This window comes from Streptomyces sp. NPDC005706 (assembly GCF_040631045.1).
In the GTDB taxonomy this organism is placed as follows: Bacteria; Actinomycetota; Actinomycetes; order Streptomycetales; family Streptomycetaceae; genus Streptomyces.
The window spans coordinates 239,020-258,842 of sequence record NZ_JBEXYS010000006.1 but is presented as its reverse complement, the minus strand read 5'-3'; the positions used below and the strand labels follow the sequence as shown (position 1 = coordinate 258,842).

The window sequence follows — 19,823 nt, the reverse complement described above, 5'->3', positions numbered from 1 at the left end:
CGCACCGAGATCGTTCCCGGCGCCCGCTTCACGCCGGTTCACGCGGATTCAGTGGGCGCGCGGCGCCAACGCGCTCCAGGCGACGGTCACTTCTCCCTGCCGCCAGCGGGCGGCCGAGTCCGTCACGGGCCAGTCGGCGGTGAGGTCCCGCACCGCGCGGATCCAGCGCTGGCGGGCGCCGTACGAGGCGTAGGGCGCGGCGGCGGCCCAGGCGCGGTCGAAGTCGCGGAGGAAGGCGTGCACCGGCTCACCGGGGACGTTCCGGTGGATCAGCGCCTTCGGCAGCCGCTCGGCGAGGTCGGAGGGCCGCTGCAGCGAACCGAGCCGGGTCGCGAAGGTCACCGTCCGCGGGCCCTGCGGGCCCAGCGCCACCCAGACGTGCCGCCGGCCGATCTCGTCGCAGGTCCCCTCCACCAGCAGGCCTCCGGGCGAGCCGCCGTCCGCCGGCGCGAGCCGCGCGCACAGCCGCTGCCACACGGTGGCCACCTGGTCCTCGTCGTACTGCCGCAGCACGTTGGCGGCCCGCACCAGCACCGGGCGCCCGGGCACGGGGATCTCGAAGCCGCCGTGCCGGAAGGCCAGCCCGTCCCGCTCGTACGGCCTGGCGGCCGCGACCCGCTCCGGTTCGATCTCGACGCCGACCACGCGCGCGCGGGGTGCGACGGTGCGCAGCCGGCCGAGCAGTTCCACCGCGGTCCAGGGCGCGGCCCCGTACCCGAGGTCGATCGCCACCGGATCGGCCGCCCGGCGCAGCGCGGCACCGTGCGTGGCGGCGATCCAGCGGTCCATGCGGCGCAGCCGGTTGGGATTGGTGGTCCCGCGCGTCACGTTCCCCACGACGGGGGTCCTCCCGCTCGAGCGGAGCCGAGCGTGGGGGAGGGGCGTGGCGCGGGCGGTCATGCCTACGAGGGTAAGCGGGGCCGTGCCGTCGCCTCCGCGCCCGTCGCCGGGCGGCCACCCACGCACCCCGCTGTCGAACGGTTGAGCGAAGCTAGGTCATGATTCGGTAAAGGCGTCTGATCGGGAAATGGCGGGGCACTCGTCGGCTGTTGCACCCCCTGGAGGGCGCGGTCGGTCCTCCGGCAGGCATGCCCGCACCGAGGAGGAACGCCACGTGAGCCAGTACGTCAGCAGGCTCGGGCGTCGCTCCCCGACGGCGCCCGCGCGGCTCAGGCTGCACCGCAGGCCCCGCCGCGTCGCCATGCTCTCCGTGCACACCTCGCCGCTGCACCAGCCCGGAACCGGTGACGCCGGCGGCATGAACGTCTACATCGTCGAGCTGGCCCAGCGGCTGGCCGCGATCAACATAGAGGTCGAGATCTTCACCCGGGCCACCGAGGGCGGCCTCCCGCCCCGCGTCGACCTCGCCCCCGGCGTCCTCGTCCGGCACATCGACGCCGGTCCCTACGAGGGCCTCGCCAAGGAGGACCTGCCCGCCCAGCTCTGCGCCTTCACGCACGGCGTGATGCAGGCATGGGCCGGCCACCGCCCGGGCCACTACGACCTCGTCCACTCCCACTACTGGCTCTCCGGCCACGTCGGCTGGCTCGCCGCCCAGCGCTGGGGCGTGCCGCTGGTGCACGCCATGCACACCATGGCCAAGGTCAAGAACGCCAACCTGGCCGACGGCGACACCCCCGAGCCCGCCGCCCGCGTCATCGGCGAGACCCAGATCGTCGCCGCCGCCGACCGCCTCATCGCCAACACCGACGAGGAGGCCGGCGAACTGGTCCGGCACTACGCGGCCGACCCCGCCAAGGTCGCCGTCGTCCACCCCGGCGTGAACCTGGACCGTTTCCGCCCCGCCGACGGCCGCGCCGCCGCCCGCGCCCGCCTCGGCCTCCCGCAGGACGCCCTGATCCCCCTCTTCGCCGGCCGCATACAGCCCCTGAAGGCACCGGACGTGCTGCTCCGGGCGGTCGCCGCCCTGCTGGACGAGCGCCCAGAGCTGCGCTCCCGGATCGTCGTACCGGTCGTCGGCGGCCCCAGTGGCAGCGGGCTCGCCAGGCCCGAGGGCCTGCAGAAGCTCGCCGCGCGCCTCGGTATCGCCGATGTCGTGCAGTTCCGCCCGCCGGTCGGCCAGGAGCAGCTCGCGGACTGGTTCCGGGCGGCCTCCGTCCTGGTCATGCCCTCCTACAGCGAGTCCTTCGGGCTGGTCGCCATAGAGGCGCAGGCGGCCGGGACCCCGGTGCTCGCCGCCTCGGTCGGCGGTCTGCCGGTGGCCGTGCGCGACGGCGCCACCGGCTTCCTCGTGCAGGGCCACCGTCCGGCCGAGTACGCGCGCGTACTGGCCCGCTTCGCCGACCACCCCTCGCTGACGGACAGCATGGGCGCGGCCGCCGCCCGGCACGCGCTCGGCTTCGGCTGGGACACCGCGGCCGCCGCCACCGCCGACGTCTACACGGCCGCGACCCAGTCCCACCGCCGTCGCGTACGCTCCCAGCATGGGTGATGTCGAGAAGGCCACGCGGGTCGTCGAGGACGTCCTGAAGGACGCGGAGCTGGAGTGGGAGAGCCCCGAGTCCGGGACGTACGTCGTCAAGCTCCCCGGCACCCGGAAGCTCTCCACCACGGTCAGCCTCATCGTCGGCCGCCACACCCTCTCCCTCAACGCCTTCGTCATCCGGCAGCCCGACGAGAACGAGGCGGGCGTCCACCGCTGGCTGCTGGAGCGCAACCTCAAGCTGTTCGGCGTGAGTTACGCCGTGGACCGGCTCGGCGACATCTACGTCACCGCCCGTCTGCCGCTGGCCGCCGTCACGCCCGAGGAGACCGACCGCCTCCTCGGCCAGGTCCTGGAGGCCGCCGACGGCGCCTTCAACACCCTGCTGGAACTGGGCTTCGCCTCCGCGATCCGCAAGGAGTACGCCTGGCGGGTGTCACGCGGCGAGTCGACCCGGAACCTGGACGCGTTCAGCCGCCTGATCGAGCGCCCGGCCGACTGACGGGACCGGAGCCCGGGGGCTCCAACCGGCTTCCGCGCGCGTGCTGTTAACCTGCGGCGACCCGGGTCCTTACCGGACCCTTACCGGTCTTTCACCAGCAAGAGGTTGTGCATGCGCGCAGGCAGATCCGGCTCCGCGTTCGCGCTCGCGGGAGCGCTCGCCCTGGGGGCGTACGCCGCACCGTCCGCGGCGGCGGCGGACACCGGCGTCACGGTGTCGAACCTGGTGGTGAACAAGGGCAAGCCCATCGTCGTGGGCACCACCGCGGAGGTGCGGCCCGGTTTCACCTTCCACATGTCCCTGCCGTCCGGCGTCGGTGCCGACGACGTGACCCCGTTCCCGTACGTGTACCACGACACCACGGCCGCCAAGGGCGTCGATTCCGGCGGCATCTACACGGGCTTCACGAGCTGTGACGCGGCCGGCCCGCGCGCTGCCGACTGTACGGGCGAGCTGTACATCGATCCCCGCTCGCGGCTCGACTCCAACAACGACGCGACGACCTGGAAGACGGCCGTCTGGGTGCGCCTGTGGGACTCGAACGAGAAGTTCAAGGGCGAGGAGTACCTGACCGGCTTCAGCTCCGTGCAGGTCAAGCGCGCCGGGAAGGCCACCGTCAACGCCTCGCCCGAGCCCGTCGCCAAGGGCGGCAAGCTCACCGTGACCGGCCGGCTCACCCGCGCGGACTGGGTGAAGCACTCCTACACCGGCTTCGGCGGCAAGTCGGCCAAGCTGCAGTTCCGCAAGGCGGGCACCAGCACCTATTCCACCGTCAAGATCGTGCAGGCCGACTCCGCGGGCTACCTGAAGACCGCGGTCACCGCGGCCACGGACGGCTACTGGCGCTGGACCTGCAGCGAGACGTCCACGACCGGCGGTGCCACGGCCGCCGGCGACTACGTCGACGTCAGGTGACCCGACGCGCCCTCACCGGGCACTGAGCCGGTAACGCCCCGGCGGCACGCCCACCAGCTTCTTGAAGTGCCGGGTGAGATGGGCCTGGTCGCAGAATCCGGTCGCGACCGCCACCTCACCCGGCGGCAGCCCGTCCAGCAGCAGCCGCCGGGCCCGGCCGACCCGGCGTGACGTCAGGTACTGGTGCGGCGGGATGCCGTAGGCGGCGCTGAACGACCGCACCAGGTGGGCCGGATGGGCGTGCAGCAGCCGCGCCGCCTCGGCGAGCACCAGCCCCTCGGCGACGTGCTCGTCGAGCAGCTCGCGCAGCGACCGGGCGAGACCCGGGCCGCGGCCGGGACGGCGGGCGCCGGCGTCCCGGCGCCGCAGATGCTCCCGCAGCCGCTCGCCGACCAGCGCCAGCCGGCTCTCCGCCTCCAGCTCGTCGCCGGGCCGGCCCAGGACGGAGTGCAACTGCCCGACCCGCAGCCGCAGTACGGGGTCCCGCAGATCGGGGCCGTCCACGGCCGGGCCGATCAGCTCGTCGCCGAGGTGGCTGCCGTCGAGGTACAGCACCCGCTTGCGGAAACCGTGCGGGGTGGCCGGGGAGCCGTTGTGCGGCACGTGCGGCGGCAGCAGCGAGACGGTGTCGTGCGGGGTGCCGTGCTCGTGCCGGTCGAGGTCGTACCGCACGGCGCCGTCGTCGACGATCAGCAGCGTCCAGGCGTCGTGGACGTGCATCGGGTACGCGTACTCGGTGAAGTGGGCGTGGAAGACCTCCACGACACCCGGGACGCGCGGGCGCCAGGCGGAGACGTCGGACTGGTCGGCGGCCACGCAAAAAACGTACAAGACCGGGGCGCGCCGCGGTCGGCAGTCTCACTCCATGAACACCGAACCGCACGCCGATCCGGCCGCCGCCCCCGTCCGCTTCGACACCAAGATCGCCGTACTGCTCCGCGAGGACCTGGCGCCCTGGCAGCGCCTGAACGTGACGGCGTTCCTGGTCAGCGGACTGGGCAGCCAGGTCCCCGAGGTGATCGGGGAGCCGTACGAGGACGCCGACGGCGTGTCCTACCTGCCGATGTTCCGCCAGCCGGTGCTGGTCTTCGAGGGCACCAAGGAGACGCTCACGGCGGCCCACGCCCGGGCCCTGTCCCGCGCCCTGCCCCGGTCGGTGTTCACCTCAGACCTGTTCGCCACCGGCAACGACCGCGACAACCGCGCGGCGGTGCGGGCGGTGGGGACCGCCGGCCTGGACCTGGTCGGGCTCGCCGTGTACGGCCCGCGGAACGGGGTCGACAAGGTGCTGAAGGGTGCCCGGATGCATCGGTGACCGAATCTGCACAGCGCATGCGCAAGTCCGCCCGCGCGAACGCGGTTGGTGCGGAGTTGTCCAGATCGGCTCCGCCCTGGCAAGGGCTACGGCCCCTGTGCCCCGGACCGCATGTGGAGAAGCTGCCCTCAACCGATGACCAGGTGTGCACGGATGAGGAGCCGGTGCACTCAACTGCCCTGTGGCGCAGGCCGGTCGACTGGATGCCGGACACGCTCCGTGATTTGATCCATCGCGCCGCCGGGTTCAAGCCAGGGCGTCCGGAAACGGATGCCCCACGCCCGCGGTCGCGGCCAGCCGTCTGTCCCCAGCGGGGCCGCTCCCCCCTTGTGGAACCTCCAACGAAGGGCAGTTTCGCCATGACCTCCGCTCCCCAGGTCCAGACCGCCGAGATCTCCGACGCCGAGCTGGACGGCGTCTCCGGCGGCCTCAACCCGCAGGCCGGCATCGTCGCCGGTCCCGCCGCGCTCAACAGCACGGACCTGCTGGCCCAGCTCGGCACCGTCACGGACACGGTCCAGGGCGCCGTCGGCCAGCTCCAGGGCGCCGCCGCCCAGTTCAACCGGGTCGGCGTCTACGCCTCCTTCTGATCGCCCGTGCGCCGGCCCCCTCCGGCGTCCACGGCGACGAGCCCCCTGCCCGCGGGGCACCGCGCGCAGGGGGCTCGCCCCTTTCGTCCCGTCCGCCGCTCAGGCCGCGCTGAGCTCGGCCTCGGCGTCCGCGTCCGCCGGGGCGGCCCCGGCCGGCCGGCGTTCGGCGGGCGTCCGCCGCATGAGCACCCCGTACCCGATGCCGGCCAGGGTCCCCACGCCGGCGCACATGGCCCACAGCCACTGCGCGCCGAACCGGTCGATGACCGCGCCGGACATGAGCGGCGCCACCAGCGCGGCCAGGGACCACGACAGGGTGTACACCCCCTGGTACCGCCCGCGGCCGTGCACCGGCGACAGCCGTACCACCAGACCGGTCTGGGTCGGGGCGTTGACGATCTCGGCGAGCGTCCACACGCACACGGTGAGCGCGAAGACACCGACCGACCCGGCGAAGGCGGTGAGCCCGAAGCCGTACCCGGCGAGCAGCGAGGAGACGACGAGGAGCGTGCGCGGGTCGCGGTGCTCGATGAAGCGGGTGACGGGGATCTGCAGCGCGACGATGAGGACGCCGTTGACGGCGACCGCGAAGCCGTAGTCGGCGGCCGTGAACCCGGCCCGGCCCATGGCCACCGGCAGTCCGACGGACCCCTGCTGGAAGACGAGGGCGACGAGGAAGGACAGCCCGACGACGGCCATGTACCGCCCGTCGCGCAGCACCGTGCCCAGGCCGACGTCACCCTCGGCCCGCTTGGCCGTGGCCACGGGCCGTGACTCGGGCAGCTTGAGGAAGACGACCACCGCGCACGCCAGGGTCATCCCGGCCTCGATCAGGAACCCGGCGAGATAGCTGAACTCGGCGATGAACCCGGCCGCCATGGAGGAGACGGCGAAGCCGAGGTTGATCGCCCAGTAGTTCAGCGAGAACGCCCGCACCCGGTCCTCCGGCCGGACGATGTCGGCCATCATCGCCTGCACGGCGGGCCGCGAGGCGTTGGAGGCCATGCCGACCAGGAAGGCGACGCCGGCGATGGTGACCGGGTCCTGCATGAACCCGAGCACCGCGACGGACACGGCGGTGGCGGTCTGGGCGATCAGCAGCGTGGGCCGCCTGCCGAGCCGGTCGGCCATCACCCCGCCCCCGAGCGAGGAGACGACCCCGCCGAGCCCGTGCAACGAGGCGACGAGACCGGCGTACGAGGCCGAGTAGCCCCGGTCGAGCGTGAGGTACAGCGCCATGAACGTGGCGACGAACGCGCCGAGCCGGTTGACCAGGGTGCTCGTCCACAGCCACCAGAACTCGCGGGGCAGTCCGGAGACGGTCTCCCGGGCGGCACGTCTGAGACGGGCGACGGACGCGACGGACGCGGCAGACATGGACGGGACCCCCCACGGGTACGGAGATGTAAGCGGCTAACGCGGTATGCGCAACTTACCTGTACCGGGCGGACGGCGGCCACTCGATTAACGGCGGCCGCCGTGAAACTCCTGGGCCACCCGCGCCACGTCCGCACATCGTCCGCCGCCCGTCCGCCCACCGAGCGGACGGGGCGGCGGCCCGAACACGTGGATTACGCTCTGAGGCATGGCCGACGCACCGTACAAGCTGATCCTCCTCCGCCACGGCGAGAGCGAGTGGAACGCGAAGAACCTGTTCACCGGCTGGGTGGACGTCAACCTGAACGAGAAGGGCGAGAAGGAGGCAGTCCGCGGTGGCGAGCTCCTGAAGGACGCCGACCTCCTCCCCGACGTGGTCCACACGTCCCTCCAGAAGCGCGCGATCCGCACGGCCCAGCTGGCCCTCGAGGCCGCGGACCGCCACTGGATCCCGGTCCACCGCAGCTGGCGCCTGAACGAGCGCCACTACGGCGCCCTGCAGGGCAAGGACAAGGCGGCGACGCTGGCCGAGTTCGGCGAGGAGCAGTTCATGCTCTGGCGCCGCTCCTACGACACCCCGCCGCCCCCGCTCCCGGACGACTCAGAGTTCTCCCAGGCGAACGACGCCCGCTACGCCACCATCCCGCCGGAGCTGCGCCCGCGCACGGAGTGCCTCAAGGACGTCGTGCTCCGCATGCTCCCGTACTGGTACGACGGCATCGTCCCCGACCTCCTGACCGGCCGCACGGTCCTCGTGGCCGCCCACGGCAACTCCCTGCGCGCCCTGGTCAAGCACCTCGACGGCATCTCGGACGCCGACATCGCGGGCCTCAACATCCCGACGGGCATCCCCCTGTACTACGAGCTCGACGCCGACTTCCACCCGGTCACCCCCGGCGGCAAGTACCTCGACCCGGAGGCAGCGGCAGCGGCCATCGAGGCGGTCAAGAACCAGGGCAAGAAGAAGTAGTCTTCGCGATCATGCCCCTGAGCTGCGCGGACGGCGTGGCTCAGGGGCATTTTCACGGCCTGGGCCCTCTCACGCCCGCCGCCTACGACCCGCCGTGGAAGAAGCCGGAGTTCAGGTCCCTGATGACGACGTCGAGTGAGTGTCCACTGACGATGAGCGGTCCACTCCAGGGTGCGGTGAGTGCGAAGAGCAACGCCAGGCTCAGCCCGACCACGCTCGCAACACCCGCGATGAGCAGTGACGTCCGCAGGCTGCTGCGGAAGACCAGTGCACCGGCGTTCACGATCAAGGCCAGTCCGCTGACCGCGAGCGTGACGACGTAGAGCGCGGGAATGCTGCGCGAGGCGGCCGCGACGCGGGCGCGACGATTGCTGATGACAGCGTCCAGGGAAGCCACCAGCTCCGTGCCGGTCGGGGTTCCCAGTTCGGGCCGGGCCGCCTCGTCGCGCACGCTTCGCTCCAGCCGTGCGATCGCGCGGGCGGTGGCCGGGTCGTTACCGGACGCCGCTGCCGCACCCTGCCATTCCCTGGCACGCGTGGTCCGCAAGTAGTCCACCAGTGCCGCATGGATCGGCTCCGGCTGGACTCGCGGACTTGTCGCCGCCCACGCCAGGCGGGAGGCCGCGGCCGCCTCGTCGCTCACCAACCCGTCCGCTGCGCGCAGGTAGCCGGCCTCGCTGGCCAGCGAGAGTGCCGCGAAGATCGCGAAGGCGGCGCCGAGTGTCGGCATCAGGGGCGTGGCGATCTGCGGCACCCGGTCCCGTTCCCCGACCGGTACGAGCGCCCGGACGGCGATGCGCGCCACGGCTGCGACCAGGAAGGCGAGCACGAGTCCGCCCACGACCAGCACCACCGCCGGCAGCGAGGTCAACCAGTTCACCGCATCACCCACAACGCGTTTCCACGAGCACCCCACGGCGGCGACACACCGGCCCCCGGGACCTGGAGCTCCTCGTCGATCACTTTCAATGAACGCTCCATGATCACAGGTCGAAGACCTCTGACGCCCGCGACGCTCGGCACGGCATCTCGCTTCGTCGGCCAAACAGCCGAGTACGGCCCAGTACGAGGCTGTGATGACGACGACCGCCGCGCCCGTCTCACGTTCCATCTGGTTTCAGCCTGGTTCGCCGCCGGGAGGGGGCTTTTCGTTGCCCTTGGGCCGTCACCGGGCCCTGGTCACCCCGTCGGCCTGGTGACGCCGGAGACCGTCGTCTTCGCCACCGTCCACCCACTCCAGTTGACCGAGGCCGCGATCAAGGCGCTGTCACCGAGGCTGGTCTGGATCGAGGGTGGCCGCTCGAGTGGCGTGAAAGGCCGTCCGCCACCGGGCGCAGTCGTACGGCGGCGTCCAGGCCGGTGCCTGGAGCCGAGTGCAGGGTGATGTCGCCGCCGGAAGCCTGGACGAGGTGGCGGACGATGGGCAGGCCGAGGCCGGTTCCGTCGTGGTGGGAGCCGGCGGCTCGCCAGAAGCGGTCGAAGGCGCGGGCCCGATCGGCCTCGGCCATGCCGGGGCCCCGGTCGATGATCTTCGGCCGGACGGGTCGGAGTCGGCCAGGACGACGCCCTGCCGGTCGGTGACGACGACGCGGCCGCCGGTGCGGGTGGCGTAGTCGCCCACGACATCGGGCAAGGCGTCCAGGTTGCCCTCCTCGATGTTCTCCTCGGTGACCTCGGCGAGCATCGAGGCGTCGCGCTCCACGCTCTGGGAGGCGTGGGAGACCTCCGCGCGCGCGTAGATCCAGCCGAGCGGGAGCTCCAGCCCGGCCAGGACGAGAATCGCCAGACCGAGGTAGCTGAGCAGCAGACGCCGGGTCATCCGGCCGCCCCGGGTTCCCCATCGGTGCCGGGGACGGTGAGACGGAAGCCGACACCGCGAGCGTGGTGATCCAGGCCGGGTCGCCGAGCTTGCGGCGCAGCGCGGCGACGTGCGCGTCGAGGGTCTTGGTGGGGCCGAAGAAATGGGGGTCCCACACCGTGTCCATGATCTGCTGCCGCGAGCAGACCGTTCCGGGGTCCTCGGCGAGGTAGGCGAGCAGGTCGAACTCGCGCGGCGTGAGCGCGATCGCCGCTCCGTCCAGGCGGACCTGGCGGGTGCGGCGGTTGAGCTCCAGGGAGCCGAGCAGCTGCGGTCCGGGAGCCTCGGGCGCTGCCTGGTGGGCCGGCGCGAGGAGGGGCGGCGCGCCCTTGGTGCGACGGGTGACCGCCCGGATGCGGGCCACCAGCTCCCGTACGCCGAAGGGCTTGGCCAGGTAGTCGTCGGCGCCCAGTTCCAGGCCGACGACGCGGTCGGCTTCCTCTCCCCGCGCGGTGATCATGATGATCGGAACGGCGGAGCGGGCGCGCAGGCTGCGGCAGACGTCCAGGCCGTCCATGTCGGGCAGACCGAGGTCGAGCAGGACCAGGTCGGGTGAATCCTCGGTGCCGACGAGTCCGGCGGCACCGGTGCGGACGTGGTCCACGGTGAAGCCGTACCGCCCCAGCCCTTCGGTGAGCGGGCCGGCGATTCGGTCGTCGTCTTCGATGAGCAGGAGCCGCATGGCGCCAGGCTCGCACAGCTGTGCCAGCGGAGTTGAGGTGTTCACGAGAAGCCGCCTGGGACCGGGGAGGCGTGCAGGATGGTGAGGGCCTGGGTGTTTCCGCCCGGCCGATCGGCACGGGATGTGGGACCGGCCGGGCGGCGGGAGCGAGGCGATGACGATCGCCGGCCGTGGGGAGTCGGTCGTCGGCGTGGTCGTCGTCCTCGCGTCCCCGCTCCTCCTCCCCGTGCTCCTCGTGCTCGTCACCGCTTGTCCGGCACCTGCTGTCTCCCTTCCGGCCGGTGGAACCGCGCCTCTCAGCCGTCGTTCTCCGTCTCCTCGGTGCCTTCCTGCTTGGTGTCGGTGACCTTGAAGGACTTGTCCAGGTACACCTCGACCGAGGTGCCGTCCTCCTTCTTCACCTCCACCGCGTACATGCCGGGCTTCTCCGCGTCCTCCTCGGACTTCAGCACCGTGCCCGGGTACGCGGCGACGGCCGCCGCCTCCGCCTTCTGCTTCACATCGCCCGTCAGCGGCGGTTCCTTCTTGTCGTCGGTGTCCCCGGCGGCCTCTCCCGCCGCATCGGCACCTCCCGTGCTCTTGGCGGCCTGCTGAGTGTCCGACTTCGAACTGCCGGAGCTGTCGTCGGAGCCACCACCACAGGCGGTGAGGGCGAACATCAGCGCGGCGGCGGGTGCGGCGAGGAGGGCACGACGGGGCAAGGCACGCATGAGCTGTCTCCAGACTCCGGGGATCGATGATCCGGAAACCGGACCACCGGGGGACGGGAACGACCCTAGGAAGCCCATGTCGAGAGCCCGTCCAACGAGTGGAGAGCGGCAGCCCAGCAAATGTCCAAAGTTTCGCTTCGAATGGTGGGACGTGAGGAGTCAGCCGGAGACGGCGAAGGAAAGCCGCGGTCCAGTTTTGGCTCGGCAGGTATCGAAATCGCAGGTCAGCGGTGTGAAGCGGGCGTTTCCTTGTGGATCTGTGCCGACGACCACAGCAAACAGGTCGAACGAAGGCGCATACTGAGCCATGACCAAGCCTGCTGCGCCGAAGCGCCATCTGCCCACGAGCCCGTTCAAGGCCCCGGTCGCACCGGCCCCCAAGTACTTCGCCGTGGGCGATCAGGTCACGCACGACATGTATGGCCTCGGCCGAGTCGTCGGCATCGAGGACGGAGTCGCGGTGCTCGTCGACTTCGGCTCGTCGCAGATGCGGATCTTGAGCCCGTACGCCAAGATGACCAAGCTGTAGTACCGCTGTGCCCGGTCACGGCACAACCAGGTTCCAGTAGGGGCCTGCACCGAGAGAGAGTTCTCCGATCGACATGACGTCGCTGTTCTCCGCCCTGGAAGGGCAACCCAGTCGCTCCGCCGCGGTATCGCCGCCTCCGGCGACCAACCCCTTCCAGGCCCCCGACTTCGGGGATGACGAAACCTTGCTGTTCGAGGACGTGCAGGAGCCGGACCCGGCCGTACGTCCGGCGCGGCGCAAGGCGGCTTAGCTCCGCACACAGCTCCACGCATACCGGCCGGCGGTTCGGCATCCGGCCGCGCGCCGGCCTCCGTGCCGCGGTGATCGCCCGGCCCGGCGGCACGCGGCGAGCCGGCTCACTGACGGCTGACGTTTCTGGTCACGCCGGTGATGACGGTCGTGGCCAGGATCCAGCCGGTGATGATGAGGGTGTAGGACAGCGCCTGGTACCAGCCGTCCGGCGCGAAGGCGTCCTCCTGGCCGAAGGAGATCACGGGCAGCAGCAGGTCGAGGGTGTAGAAGACCGGGTTGAAGTGAGGGGCCTCGGCCGTCTTGAGGGCGCGGGGGTGGTGCAGGGCGTACGCCACCGAGCCGACGGCCAGCAGGGACACCAGCCAGGCGCAGGCGCGCAGTGGACGGAAGCCGTAGCCGACGGTCGCGTCCTGGGCGTAGCCCCACAGGCGTCCGTACCAGGCCCGCGTGCCGCGCAGGCGGCGCTGCTTGGCGAGTTGGACGAGTCGGGCGGCGTGGTCGTCGCCGACACGGCGGTAGGCGGCGGTCAACTGCTCGTAGGTCTGGGGGACATAGCCGTCCGCGTCGCGGTCCAGCATGGGCAGGCGGCGTTCGGCGGGTTCGTGCGGGGCGAGGTCGGTGTAGACGAGGCCGTTGAGGAGCACCTCCTCCGGCACCGCCTCCACTTCCAGGACCAGGACCTCGATCTGGGCACGGCGCAGATTCAGCGTGCCTTCCATGGGCGGGCTCTTGCGCAGCCAGAGTTCCCCGATGGTGCAACTGCTCGCGCGCAGCGCCGCGTCGCCGGGGTTCGACAGGGACGCGTACGACAGGTCGAGCCGGCCGGTGATGCGGGCGCCCCGCAGGCCGATCCAGCCTCGTACGTGGGTGCGCCGCATGTGCAGGTCGCCGTCCACCAGGAGGGTCTGGGCGTCGAGGGCGAAGCTGCCGGGGTGGCTCAGCCGTGCGTCGTCGAGGCTGGCGGATCCGGCGATCGAGGTGCTGTTGAGGTCCACCGCTCCGCGTGTCCGCAGTCCGGGTGCCCACAGGTCGTCGCCGATGGTCGCATGGCTGAGCAGGAGCGCGCGCTGCGCGGTGTCCGGCGCCGTGATCTCGGCCCGGTCCAGGAACACGGTCCCGGCGATGTGCGTCCCGCCGAGCCGGACCTGTCCGAGGAACCGGCAGCCCGTGAGGTGCAGGATGCCGTCCACCTGCATGGTGGCGGCGGCGAAGCCGGGCAGTACGGAGCCGCTGAGGTTGAGGTGGCGGAGCCTGGAGGCGTACAGCTGGGGCACGTCCTCGAAGAAGCAGTCGCTCAGCCGTATCGGATGCTCGATCGCGCCGTGCGACAGGTCGAGGACGCCGGTGATGCGCGCGCCGCCCAGTCTGAGGGCCGGTATCTCCCCTTGCTCCAGGGGTCCGTTGAGGAGCAGGGCCCGCAGTACGGATGCGCGGACGGTTCGGTCGGGGCCCCAGTCCGCTCCCTGCGCCGTGTCCTCGTCCTCGGCGGTACGGAGGTCCACCGCCACACCCGCGGCGAAGGCCTGCCACACCCTCAGTTCGACCGGTGAGAGATCGTTTGTCTCCATCAGCCGGGACTCTGGCGTCACGCCCCGGCACTGTCAACCCGTCAGGTGTGTCCGGCCCGGCGGCGAGCGGGCGCACTGTGGGCGGTCACTTCGAAGCGCACGCCTCGGACGCGTCGGCATCCTCGCCGGCGCAGGCCATCCCGGATGCCAGGGCCCGGGCGGCGTCGGCGAAGTACTGTTCGTCGGCGCCGGGGGTGAGGCCGAGGGTGACGCCCTGGGTGAGGCCGGTGAACAGTGCCCGGAGGGCCACGGCCAGGCGCCGCGCCTGATCCGGCGTCACGAGGCTTCCCCTGTGCGGCCTCCCGGCGAACAGCGCGACCAGATGGCTCTCCTGCGCCTGGACGGAGGTTGCGAGCCTGGATCCGAGCTCCGGGTCGTGCAGGGCCATGTCCAGCAGGGTGATCTGCAGTGACAGGGCGGCCGACGCTTCGGAGGCGTCACAGGTGCGCCGGAAGTGCCGGGCGAGGGCGTCGACCGCTTCCAGGAGGTCCAGCCCTGCGGGAACGGCCTGCTCGATCTCTTCGTAGTGCGGCCGCAGATGGTCGGTGACCAGGGCGACCACCAGGCCGTTCTTGCTGCCGAAGAGGGAGTAGACGGCGCCGGTGGTCAGGCCGGCCCGAGCGGCGATGTCCTCGAGCCGGGCGCGGTGCCCGTCTCGGGAGACGGCCTCGAACGCGGCCTCCAGCAGGGCGCGGCGGTTGCGGTCCTTCGTTTCCGCTCTCGTCATTCTCATAACCTCATTATTCTAGTAATCGAGTTACGCATTCCGAGGCAGGACCAGGCAGCAGAAGGGAACGCTCGTGACCCAGGCCCAGACCCAGGCCACCGCGACGGCGGCGACCTACCGGATGGTGGGGATCGTCGCCGACGGCATCTTCAAGGTGCTGATCGGCGCGGCCTTCGTCATCGGCGCGACCCGGCTCGGTGATCTGCTCGGCGTGGCAACCTGGCTGATGATCACCTCCGGCGTGGTCCTGCTCATCGGCGGCGGGATCGAGATCAGGTTCGTGCGCAGCCGCTCGCCGCGCACGTACACGCGGCTCATGATCGGCTACGACAGCTGCTGGACGCTGACGGCGCTCGCCGGCCTTCTGCTGGCATGGCGGGGCAGCGGCGCCGGGGGAGAGGTGTGGGTGGGATACCAGACGGTGGCGCCACTCGTCTTCGCCGCACTGTTGGTGACATCCGCCCCGGTACGGACGATCGCGGACGCCCCCGCGAAGGATTCCGCACACTGACCCGGGGCCCGCGCTCCCGACCGGACGCCTGGCGCCCGGCGCTTGACCCGCTTCGGTGACCGTGAGCCCGGCGGCGATTCGGCCGCGGAGGTTCTGGAAACCTGTAGCTGCATGTTCCGAAGCATCGTGTGGGGATGTGCCGCGGGGGCTGCCGGTACCACCGCCCTGAACGCCGTGACGTACGCCGACATGGCGCTGCGGGGGCGGCCTTCCAGCGGGACCCCGGAGACGGTGGTGGACAAGGTCAGCTCGGGCCTGGGGCATCCGGTCCCGGAGTCGGAGGGGCGGGAGAACCGGCTGACCGGCCTGGGGGCGCTGTCGGGCATCGCCGTGGGGGTCGCGGCCGGCGTGGCCGTGGCACTCGCTCACCGGGCGGGTGCGCGCGTACCGGTGTGGCTGGGCGGGCCGCTCACCGGGGTCCTGGCGATGGCGGCGGCGGACGCTCCGATCGCCGGCCTGGGTGTCAGTGATCCACGGACGTGGTCCGCGGCGGACTGGGCCTCGGACGTGGTCCCGCACCTCGCCTACGGCCTGGTCACCTACGGAGTCGTGGCGGCGTCCGCGGACCGGTGATCCCCCGGTGGGCGGCCTTCGGGCCGCGGGAAGCGGCCGTCCCGATTTCCCGTGCTACTTCCCGCAGGCTGGGAACTCGGCCCGTGTAGCGAACCCGGACAGCGACCCGGGGACGGGATACTGAGGGATCATGTCTGCTGACCGCTTGGCCCGACGGGGGTGATGACCATGCCGCCCGAGCAGCCCGAGCAGCCGGACGGTGGTGGTATGCCGCCCGATGTGAGGGGTCGAATGCACGTCAGTGACGCGCTGGCCGCCGCCGCTCGCGAGGTGCGGCACGACCCGCAGCGGATGCCGGAGGCGCTGTGCGCGGCGTGTGTGCGGCTGCTGCCGGTGACCGGTGCCTCCGTGTCGATCTCCGGCGGCCGCGGGATCCAGATGACCTGGTGCGCCAGTGACCGGGTCGCGGCGCGGCTCGCCGAACTGCAGTACACCCTGGGCGACGGGCCCTGCCAGACCGCCCTGGAGCAGGGCGCGCCCGTGATCGCCGCCGATCTGACCGAGGGGCGTGACGTCCGGCGCTGGCCGGTCTTCGCGCACGAGGCGACCGGGCTCGGTGTGCTCGCGGTGTTCTCGCTGCCCCTGGGGGTCAGCGGCGCCGCTGTCGGCACCCTCGATCTGTACTGCGACGAGGCGGGCGGGCTGTCCGAACCCGACCTGCGCACGGCGCTGTGGGTGCGCGAGGCGGTCACGTACGCCCTGATGAGCGTGCAGCCCGCCTACGACGACACCGATGATGCGGTGGAAGAAGGGGTAGCGTCCTGGGTGGAGGCCTCGGAGGCCGACCACACCGAGGTCTACCAGGCGGTCGGCATGGTGATGGTGCAGATCGAGGTGGACCCCGAGCAGGCCCTGGACCGGATGCGCGCCCGCGCCTTCGCCGAAGGCCTTACGGTCAGCCAGGTGGCCCGGGACGTCCTGGCCCGCCGACTCCGCTTCCAGCCGGAGCCGGACAGCCGCGACGACGAGCAGGGAAGGGACGGTGACCGGTCATGAGCCGGGAACAGCAGCTCGCCGAGGCGCTCGTCGGACTGGCCGACTCCTTCGCCGACGACATCGACCCCGTCGTGCTCGTGGACCGGCTGGCACAGCACTGTGTGGAGATCAGCGGCGCCGACGCGGTCGGCATCATGGCCGTCACCGCCCGCGGCGACCTGCGGACGCTCGCGGTCACCGACGACCAGGCCGGTTTCCTGGAGCTGTTCGAGCTGCAGACGGACGAGGGACCCTGCCTGGACTGTTTTCGCGAGGGTCACCGTGTCGACGCCCGGAACCTCGCCGCCGACACCGACCGCTGGCCCCAGGTCGTCCCGTTCGCCCTGCGCAGCGGCTTCCGCGCGGCGCACGCGCTGCCGTTGCGCGTCCACGGGCAGACCATCGGCGCCGTCAACCTGCTGCTGCACGAGCCGGGCGGGCTGGCCCCGCTCGAACTGGACCTGGCCCAGGCGCTCGCGGACGTGTCGGCCGTCGCGCTCGTCAACTGGACCCCGGACCCGCTGCGGCCCACCGACGTCGCCAGCAGCGTCCAGGCCGCGCTGGCCGGCCGCGCGGCGGTGAGCATGGCCACCGGGATGATCGCCGAGACGGCACGCCTCCCCCTGGCCGAGGCCCACGGCCTGCTGCGCGCCTACTCCCGGGACCGGCACCAGCGCCTCGTCGACACCGCGCACGCCCTGATCCGCCGCGCCCTCACCGCGGACGCGGTGATCGCGGCCCGGAGGTGACGCCCGGCGCGGAGTCGGCGCCCCGCACCCGCGCCCCCGAAGTCGGCGTCCCACGCGCGGAGTTGATGCCCTCGCGCGCCCCCCGGAGCCGGCGCCCGACCCGGTACGAGGCACCGATCTGCCGTCCCGCCCGCACGCGACTAGGCTGATAACTGCCGGGAAGTGCCCGGCAGCGAGGCCCGCAGGTCCCGTGGCCCCCCAGCGCAGGGAGCGGCCATGCAGAAGTTCTCCTGCGAGACCGTGGCCGACCTGACGGTCCCCGGACTGGCCACCGGCAGGCTGACGGTACTCGCCGTGCACGGCGTCGCCGACGCCTCGACCAGTACGGGTCTCGCCGCCGCCCTCGCCGCGCCGGGCTCCGCCCAGCTCGTCGTCGACCTGACCGGCCTGTACCGGCTGGAGTCAGCGGGCGCCGAGACCCTGTACCGGTTCGCCGAGGAGTCCGCCGCTCGCGGCCGCCCGCTGCGCCTGACCGGCTGCACCGCCCAGACGGCCGCCGTGCTCGCCCGGACCGGGGCGGCCCGCGAGCCGGCCGGCCGGGCCGGGCCCGAGCTGTACGCGACGGTGTCCGAAGCGCTCGCCGCGGTGATCGCGGCGGCCGCGGCGGCACCGGAGCCGGCGCCCGGACCGTCGTTCGCGCGCACCGACGCGGTGGAACTGCGGCACCGCCTGCTCGCCCACGCCCTGGTCGCCCGGGCGCAGGGCCTGCTCATGGAGCGCTACGGCCTTCCCGGCCCGGGTGCCGCCGGCACGCTGCTGCGTACGGTGGCCCGGCGGCACGGGATGCGGACGGCCCGGCTGGCCGGGGCCCTGGCGCAGGCCGGGGCGCCACGGCCCGGCGAGCCCTGGTTCACCGGCCGCGGGCACCCCGCCGAGCCCGCCGTCGGTTTCCTGCCCCTGCCCGTCGGCCAGGCGCTGCCGCTGTCGGTGTTCCTGGACGCGCTCCGCGACACCGTCTGCGCGATCACGCACACCGACATGGCCAACGTGCAGCTCCTGGACCCCAGTGACAACACACTGTGGCTGGAGTCCCACTGCGGCTTCCCCGCCGACTTCGTGCACTTCTTCGCGGTGGTCGACGGCACCACGACCCCGTGCGGCCACGCGGCCCGCAAGAGCGAACGGGTCGTGGTGGACGACGTGGCCAGCGCCCCTTACTTCGACGAGCCCTCACGCGCCGCGGCGCTCGCCGCGCACAGCCGCTCGGTGCAGTGCACGCCCATCCCCGGCCCCGCCGGCCGTGCGCAGGGCATGTTCTCCACCCATCACGCCCAGCCGGGCCACGACTTCACCGGTGCCCAGTTCGTCGCCCTGGACACCGTCGCCCGGGAGGCGGGGGCCTGGCTGGACTGGTACCGGACGAACACGGTGCTGGACGCGCTGGAGGACCTGCACCGCAGAGCACAGGGGACCTGAACGCGGCGCGCGGGGACCGAGCACACCGGAGGGCCGGTGTGAAACGGGTTCACACCGGCCCTCCGGGATCGTTACGGGTCAGCCGCACTGGCAGGGCGCGCCCGACTGGCACCCGCAGCCACAGCCCGACCCGCAGCCGCACGCGGCGACGAGCGGGAGGTGCCTGCTCTCGGTGGGCTGGTCCGACTCGCGCGTCTGCGCGGGGTCGGGCGTGGTGCCGGGGGATTCGGCCATGGGTCCCCTCCTCAGAGGCTCGGCGAAGTGCCTTCGCCCATTCCATGCCCGTTCCGCCGGGCGCATCAACGGCGCATCGAGGCGTCCGCCCGCCCCGCCCGGCCTCCCGCGAGCCGGGCACGAGCCGGCCGGGAGCGGCGGCTCGTGCCCGGACGGGCGGCTCTACGCCCCCTCGACCTTGGTCACCGGCTTGATGTCCTGCTGCAGGTCGTCCGCGTGCTCGCCGGTCACCAGGTAGACGACCCGCTTGGCGACGGCCACCGCGTGGTCGGCGTACCGCTCGTAGTACCGGCCCAGCAGGGTGACGTCGACGGCGGTCTCGATGCCGTGCTTCCAGCGGTCGTCGATCAGGTGCTGGAAGAGGGTGCGGTGCAGCAGGTCCATCTCGTCGTCGTCCTGCTCGAGCTGCATCGCGAGGTCGACGTCCTTGGTGACCAGCACCTCGGCCGCCTTCGCCATCAGGCGCTGGGCGAGCTGGCCCATCTCCAGGATCGTGGCGTGCAGGTCGTGCGGGACCGCGCGCTCGGGGAAGCGCAGCCGGGCCAGCTTCGCCACGTGCTGGGCGAGGTCACCGGAGCGCTCCAGGTCGGCCGACATGCGCAGTGAGGTGACCACGATCCGCAGATCGGTCGCCACCGGCTGCTGGCGGGCGAGCAGGGCTATCGCCCGGGCCTCCAGGTCGTGCTGGAGCTCGTCGACCTTCTTGTCGGCGACGATCACGTTCTCGGCCAGCTTCAGGTCGGTGTCGAGGATGGCGGTCGTGGCGCGCCCGATCGCCGACCCGACCAGCCGGGCCATCTCCACCAGGCTGTCGCCGATCGAGTCAAGTTCCTCGTGGTACGCGTCCCGCATCAGAGATTCCCTCTCGTACGTTCTTCCTTCGGGGTTCCCGGGGGCCGTGACACCAGGCGCCCCGTGGCGTGACCG

Annotated in this window: 23 protein-coding genes and 1 pseudogene; 13 read left to right on the top strand and 11 right to left on the bottom strand. The window is 72.2% G+C overall.

The features are described from left to right. Window positions 1–48: 48 nt before the first annotated feature. Window positions 49–789: a class I SAM-dependent methyltransferase gene (locus tag ABZ478_RS14515; RefSeq protein WP_359548998.1), complete on the bottom strand. Its 741-nt coding sequence runs from the start codon at window positions 787–789 to the stop codon at window positions 49–51. Window positions 790–1,114: 325 nt separating this feature from the next. Between ABZ478_RS14515 and mshA the strand changes: the two genes are divergently transcribed. The 3 genes from mshA (at window position 1,115) to ABZ478_RS14500 (ending at window position 3,860) form a co-directional block, all read left to right on the top strand. Continuing rightward, the gene (gene mshA, locus ABZ478_RS14510) at window positions 1,115–2,452 is read left to right on the top strand and encodes a D-inositol-3-phosphate glycosyltransferase (protein WP_359548820.1); all 1,338 of its coding nucleotides are present in this window, start codon (window positions 1,115–1,117) and stop codon (window positions 2,450–2,452) included. Beyond that, on the top strand, window positions 2,445–2,945 hold the full coding sequence (locus ABZ478_RS14505; protein ID WP_359548818.1) for a YbjN domain-containing protein: 501 nt from the start codon (window positions 2,445–2,447) through the stop codon (window positions 2,943–2,945). The genes mshA and ABZ478_RS14505 overlap by 8 nt, the downstream gene beginning before the upstream one ends. A 111-nt stretch (window positions 2,946–3,056) precedes the next feature. Next, window positions 3,057–3,860 carry a hypothetical protein gene (locus tag ABZ478_RS14500; RefSeq protein ID WP_359548817.1) on the top strand — a complete coding sequence of 268 codons (804 nt, stop codon included), beginning with the start codon at window positions 3,057–3,059 and terminating at the stop codon, window positions 3,858–3,860. Between the two features lie 12 nt (window positions 3,861–3,872). Here the strand turns inward: ABZ478_RS14500 and ABZ478_RS14495 are convergent, their stop codons facing one another. Continuing rightward, window positions 3,873–4,676 carry an AraC family transcriptional regulator gene (locus ABZ478_RS14495; RefSeq protein ID WP_359548815.1) on the bottom strand — a complete coding sequence of 268 codons (804 nt, stop codon included), beginning with the start codon at window positions 4,674–4,676 and terminating at the stop codon, window positions 3,873–3,875. 49 nt (window positions 4,677–4,725) lie between these two features. On the opposite strand from ABZ478_RS14495, the gene ABZ478_RS14490 reads away from it, so the two are divergent. Continuing rightward, a complete protein-coding gene (locus ABZ478_RS14490; protein WP_359548812.1) occupies window positions 4,726–5,175 on the top strand; it encodes a DUF2000 domain-containing protein in 450 nt (149 codons plus the stop codon). A gap of 359 nt (window positions 5,176–5,534) precedes the next feature. Continuing rightward, window positions 5,535–5,765, top strand: a complete 231-nt coding sequence (locus ABZ478_RS14485; RefSeq protein ID WP_359548810.1) for a hypothetical protein — start codon at window positions 5,535–5,537, stop codon at window positions 5,763–5,765. A 99-nt stretch (window positions 5,766–5,864) separates the two neighbouring features. On the opposite strand, the gene ABZ478_RS14480 is transcribed toward ABZ478_RS14485, so the two are convergent. Continuing rightward, window positions 5,865–7,142 (bottom strand): MFS transporter, encoded by a 1,278-nt coding sequence (locus ABZ478_RS14480; RefSeq protein ID WP_359548808.1) that lies wholly within the window; start codon window positions 7,140–7,142, stop codon window positions 5,865–5,867. A gap of 208 nt (window positions 7,143–7,350) precedes the next feature. Here ABZ478_RS14480 and ABZ478_RS14475 point away from each other — a divergent pair, with 208 nt between their 5' ends. Continuing rightward, window positions 7,351–8,112 (top strand): phosphoglyceromutase, encoded by a 762-nt coding sequence (locus ABZ478_RS14475; RefSeq protein ID WP_359548806.1) that lies wholly within the window; start codon window positions 7,351–7,353, stop codon window positions 8,110–8,112. An 82-nt stretch (window positions 8,113–8,194) separates the two neighbouring features. On the opposite strand, the gene ABZ478_RS14470 is transcribed toward ABZ478_RS14475, so the two are convergent. The 4 genes and pseudogenes from ABZ478_RS14470 to ABZ478_RS14455 all read right to left on the bottom strand — a co-directional run bounded on the left by ABZ478_RS14470 (window position 8,195) and on the right by ABZ478_RS14455 (window position 11,362). Next, window positions 8,195–8,992, bottom strand: a complete 798-nt coding sequence (locus ABZ478_RS14470; RefSeq protein ID WP_359548803.1) for a hypothetical protein — start codon at window positions 8,990–8,992, stop codon at window positions 8,195–8,197. A gap of 376 nt (window positions 8,993–9,368) precedes the next feature. Continuing rightward, a complete protein-coding gene (locus tag ABZ478_RS14465; protein WP_359548802.1) occupies window positions 9,369–9,953 on the bottom strand; it encodes a HAMP domain-containing sensor histidine kinase in 585 nt (194 codons plus the stop codon). Further along, window positions 9,928–10,652, bottom strand: a pseudogene (locus tag ABZ478_RS14460) (response regulator transcription factor). The gene ABZ478_RS14465 and the pseudogene ABZ478_RS14460 overlap by 26 nt, the downstream one beginning before the upstream one ends. 296 nt (window positions 10,653–10,948) lie before the next feature. Beyond that, window positions 10,949–11,362, bottom strand: a complete 414-nt coding sequence (locus ABZ478_RS14455) for a peptidase (protein ID WP_359548799.1) — start codon at window positions 11,360–11,362, stop codon at window positions 10,949–10,951. 307 nt (window positions 11,363–11,669) lie between these two features. On the opposite strand from ABZ478_RS14455, the gene ABZ478_RS14450 reads away from it, so the two are divergent. Then, window positions 11,670–11,891, top strand: coding sequence for a CarD family transcriptional regulator (locus ABZ478_RS14450; protein ID WP_351666061.1), 222 nt, complete (start codon window positions 11,670–11,672; stop codon window positions 11,889–11,891). Window positions 11,892–11,964: 73 nt separating this feature from the next. After that, window positions 11,965–12,141, top strand: a complete 177-nt coding sequence (locus tag ABZ478_RS14445; RefSeq protein ID WP_359548797.1) for a hypothetical protein — start codon at window positions 11,965–11,967, stop codon at window positions 12,139–12,141. Window positions 12,142–12,247: 106 nt separating this feature from the next. Here the strand turns inward: ABZ478_RS14445 and ABZ478_RS14440 are convergent, their stop codons facing one another. After that, window positions 12,248–13,711: a membrane-associated oxidoreductase gene (locus ABZ478_RS14440; RefSeq protein WP_359548795.1), complete on the bottom strand. Its 1,464-nt coding sequence runs from the start codon at window positions 13,709–13,711 to the stop codon at window positions 12,248–12,250. 85 nt (window positions 13,712–13,796) lie between these two features. After that, window positions 13,797–14,438, bottom strand: coding sequence for a TetR/AcrR family transcriptional regulator (locus tag ABZ478_RS14435; protein ID WP_359548793.1), 642 nt, complete (start codon window positions 14,436–14,438; stop codon window positions 13,797–13,799). 121 nt (window positions 14,439–14,559) lie between these two features. Here ABZ478_RS14435 and ABZ478_RS14430 point away from each other — a divergent pair, with 121 nt between their 5' ends. From ABZ478_RS14430 to ABZ478_RS14410, 5 genes are all read left to right on the top strand, one after another. After that, window positions 14,560–14,949, top strand: coding sequence for a hypothetical protein (locus tag ABZ478_RS14430; protein ID WP_359548995.1), 390 nt, complete (start codon window positions 14,560–14,562; stop codon window positions 14,947–14,949). Between the two features lie 111 nt (window positions 14,950–15,060). Beyond that, window positions 15,061–15,522, top strand: coding sequence for a hypothetical protein (locus ABZ478_RS14425; RefSeq protein ID WP_359548791.1), 462 nt, complete (start codon window positions 15,061–15,063; stop codon window positions 15,520–15,522). Between the two features lie 231 nt (window positions 15,523–15,753). Next, window positions 15,754–16,518 carry a GAF and ANTAR domain-containing protein gene (locus tag ABZ478_RS14420; RefSeq protein WP_359548788.1) on the top strand — a complete coding sequence of 255 codons (765 nt, stop codon included), beginning with the start codon at window positions 15,754–15,756 and terminating at the stop codon, window positions 16,516–16,518. Beyond that, entirely contained in the window at window positions 16,515–17,246 is a 732-nt protein-coding gene (locus tag ABZ478_RS14415) for a GAF and ANTAR domain-containing protein (RefSeq protein WP_359548786.1), read from the top strand. The genes ABZ478_RS14420 and ABZ478_RS14415 overlap by 4 nt, the downstream gene beginning before the upstream one ends. A gap of 216 nt (window positions 17,247–17,462) precedes the next feature. Beyond that, window positions 17,463–18,662, top strand: a complete 1,200-nt coding sequence (locus ABZ478_RS14410; protein ID WP_359548783.1) for an ANTAR domain-containing protein — start codon at window positions 17,463–17,465, stop codon at window positions 18,660–18,662. A gap of 78 nt (window positions 18,663–18,740) precedes the next feature. On the opposite strand, the gene ABZ478_RS14405 is transcribed toward ABZ478_RS14410, so the two are convergent. Beyond that, on the bottom strand, window positions 18,741–18,896 hold the full coding sequence (locus ABZ478_RS14405; protein ID WP_359548780.1) for a hypothetical protein: 156 nt from the start codon (window positions 18,894–18,896) through the stop codon (window positions 18,741–18,743). Between the two features lie 162 nt (window positions 18,897–19,058). Next, window positions 19,059–19,748 (bottom strand): phosphate signaling complex protein PhoU, encoded by a 690-nt coding sequence (gene phoU / locus ABZ478_RS14400; RefSeq protein ID WP_359548777.1) that lies wholly within the window; start codon window positions 19,746–19,748, stop codon window positions 19,059–19,061. Window positions 19,749–19,823 lie beyond the last annotated feature (75 nt).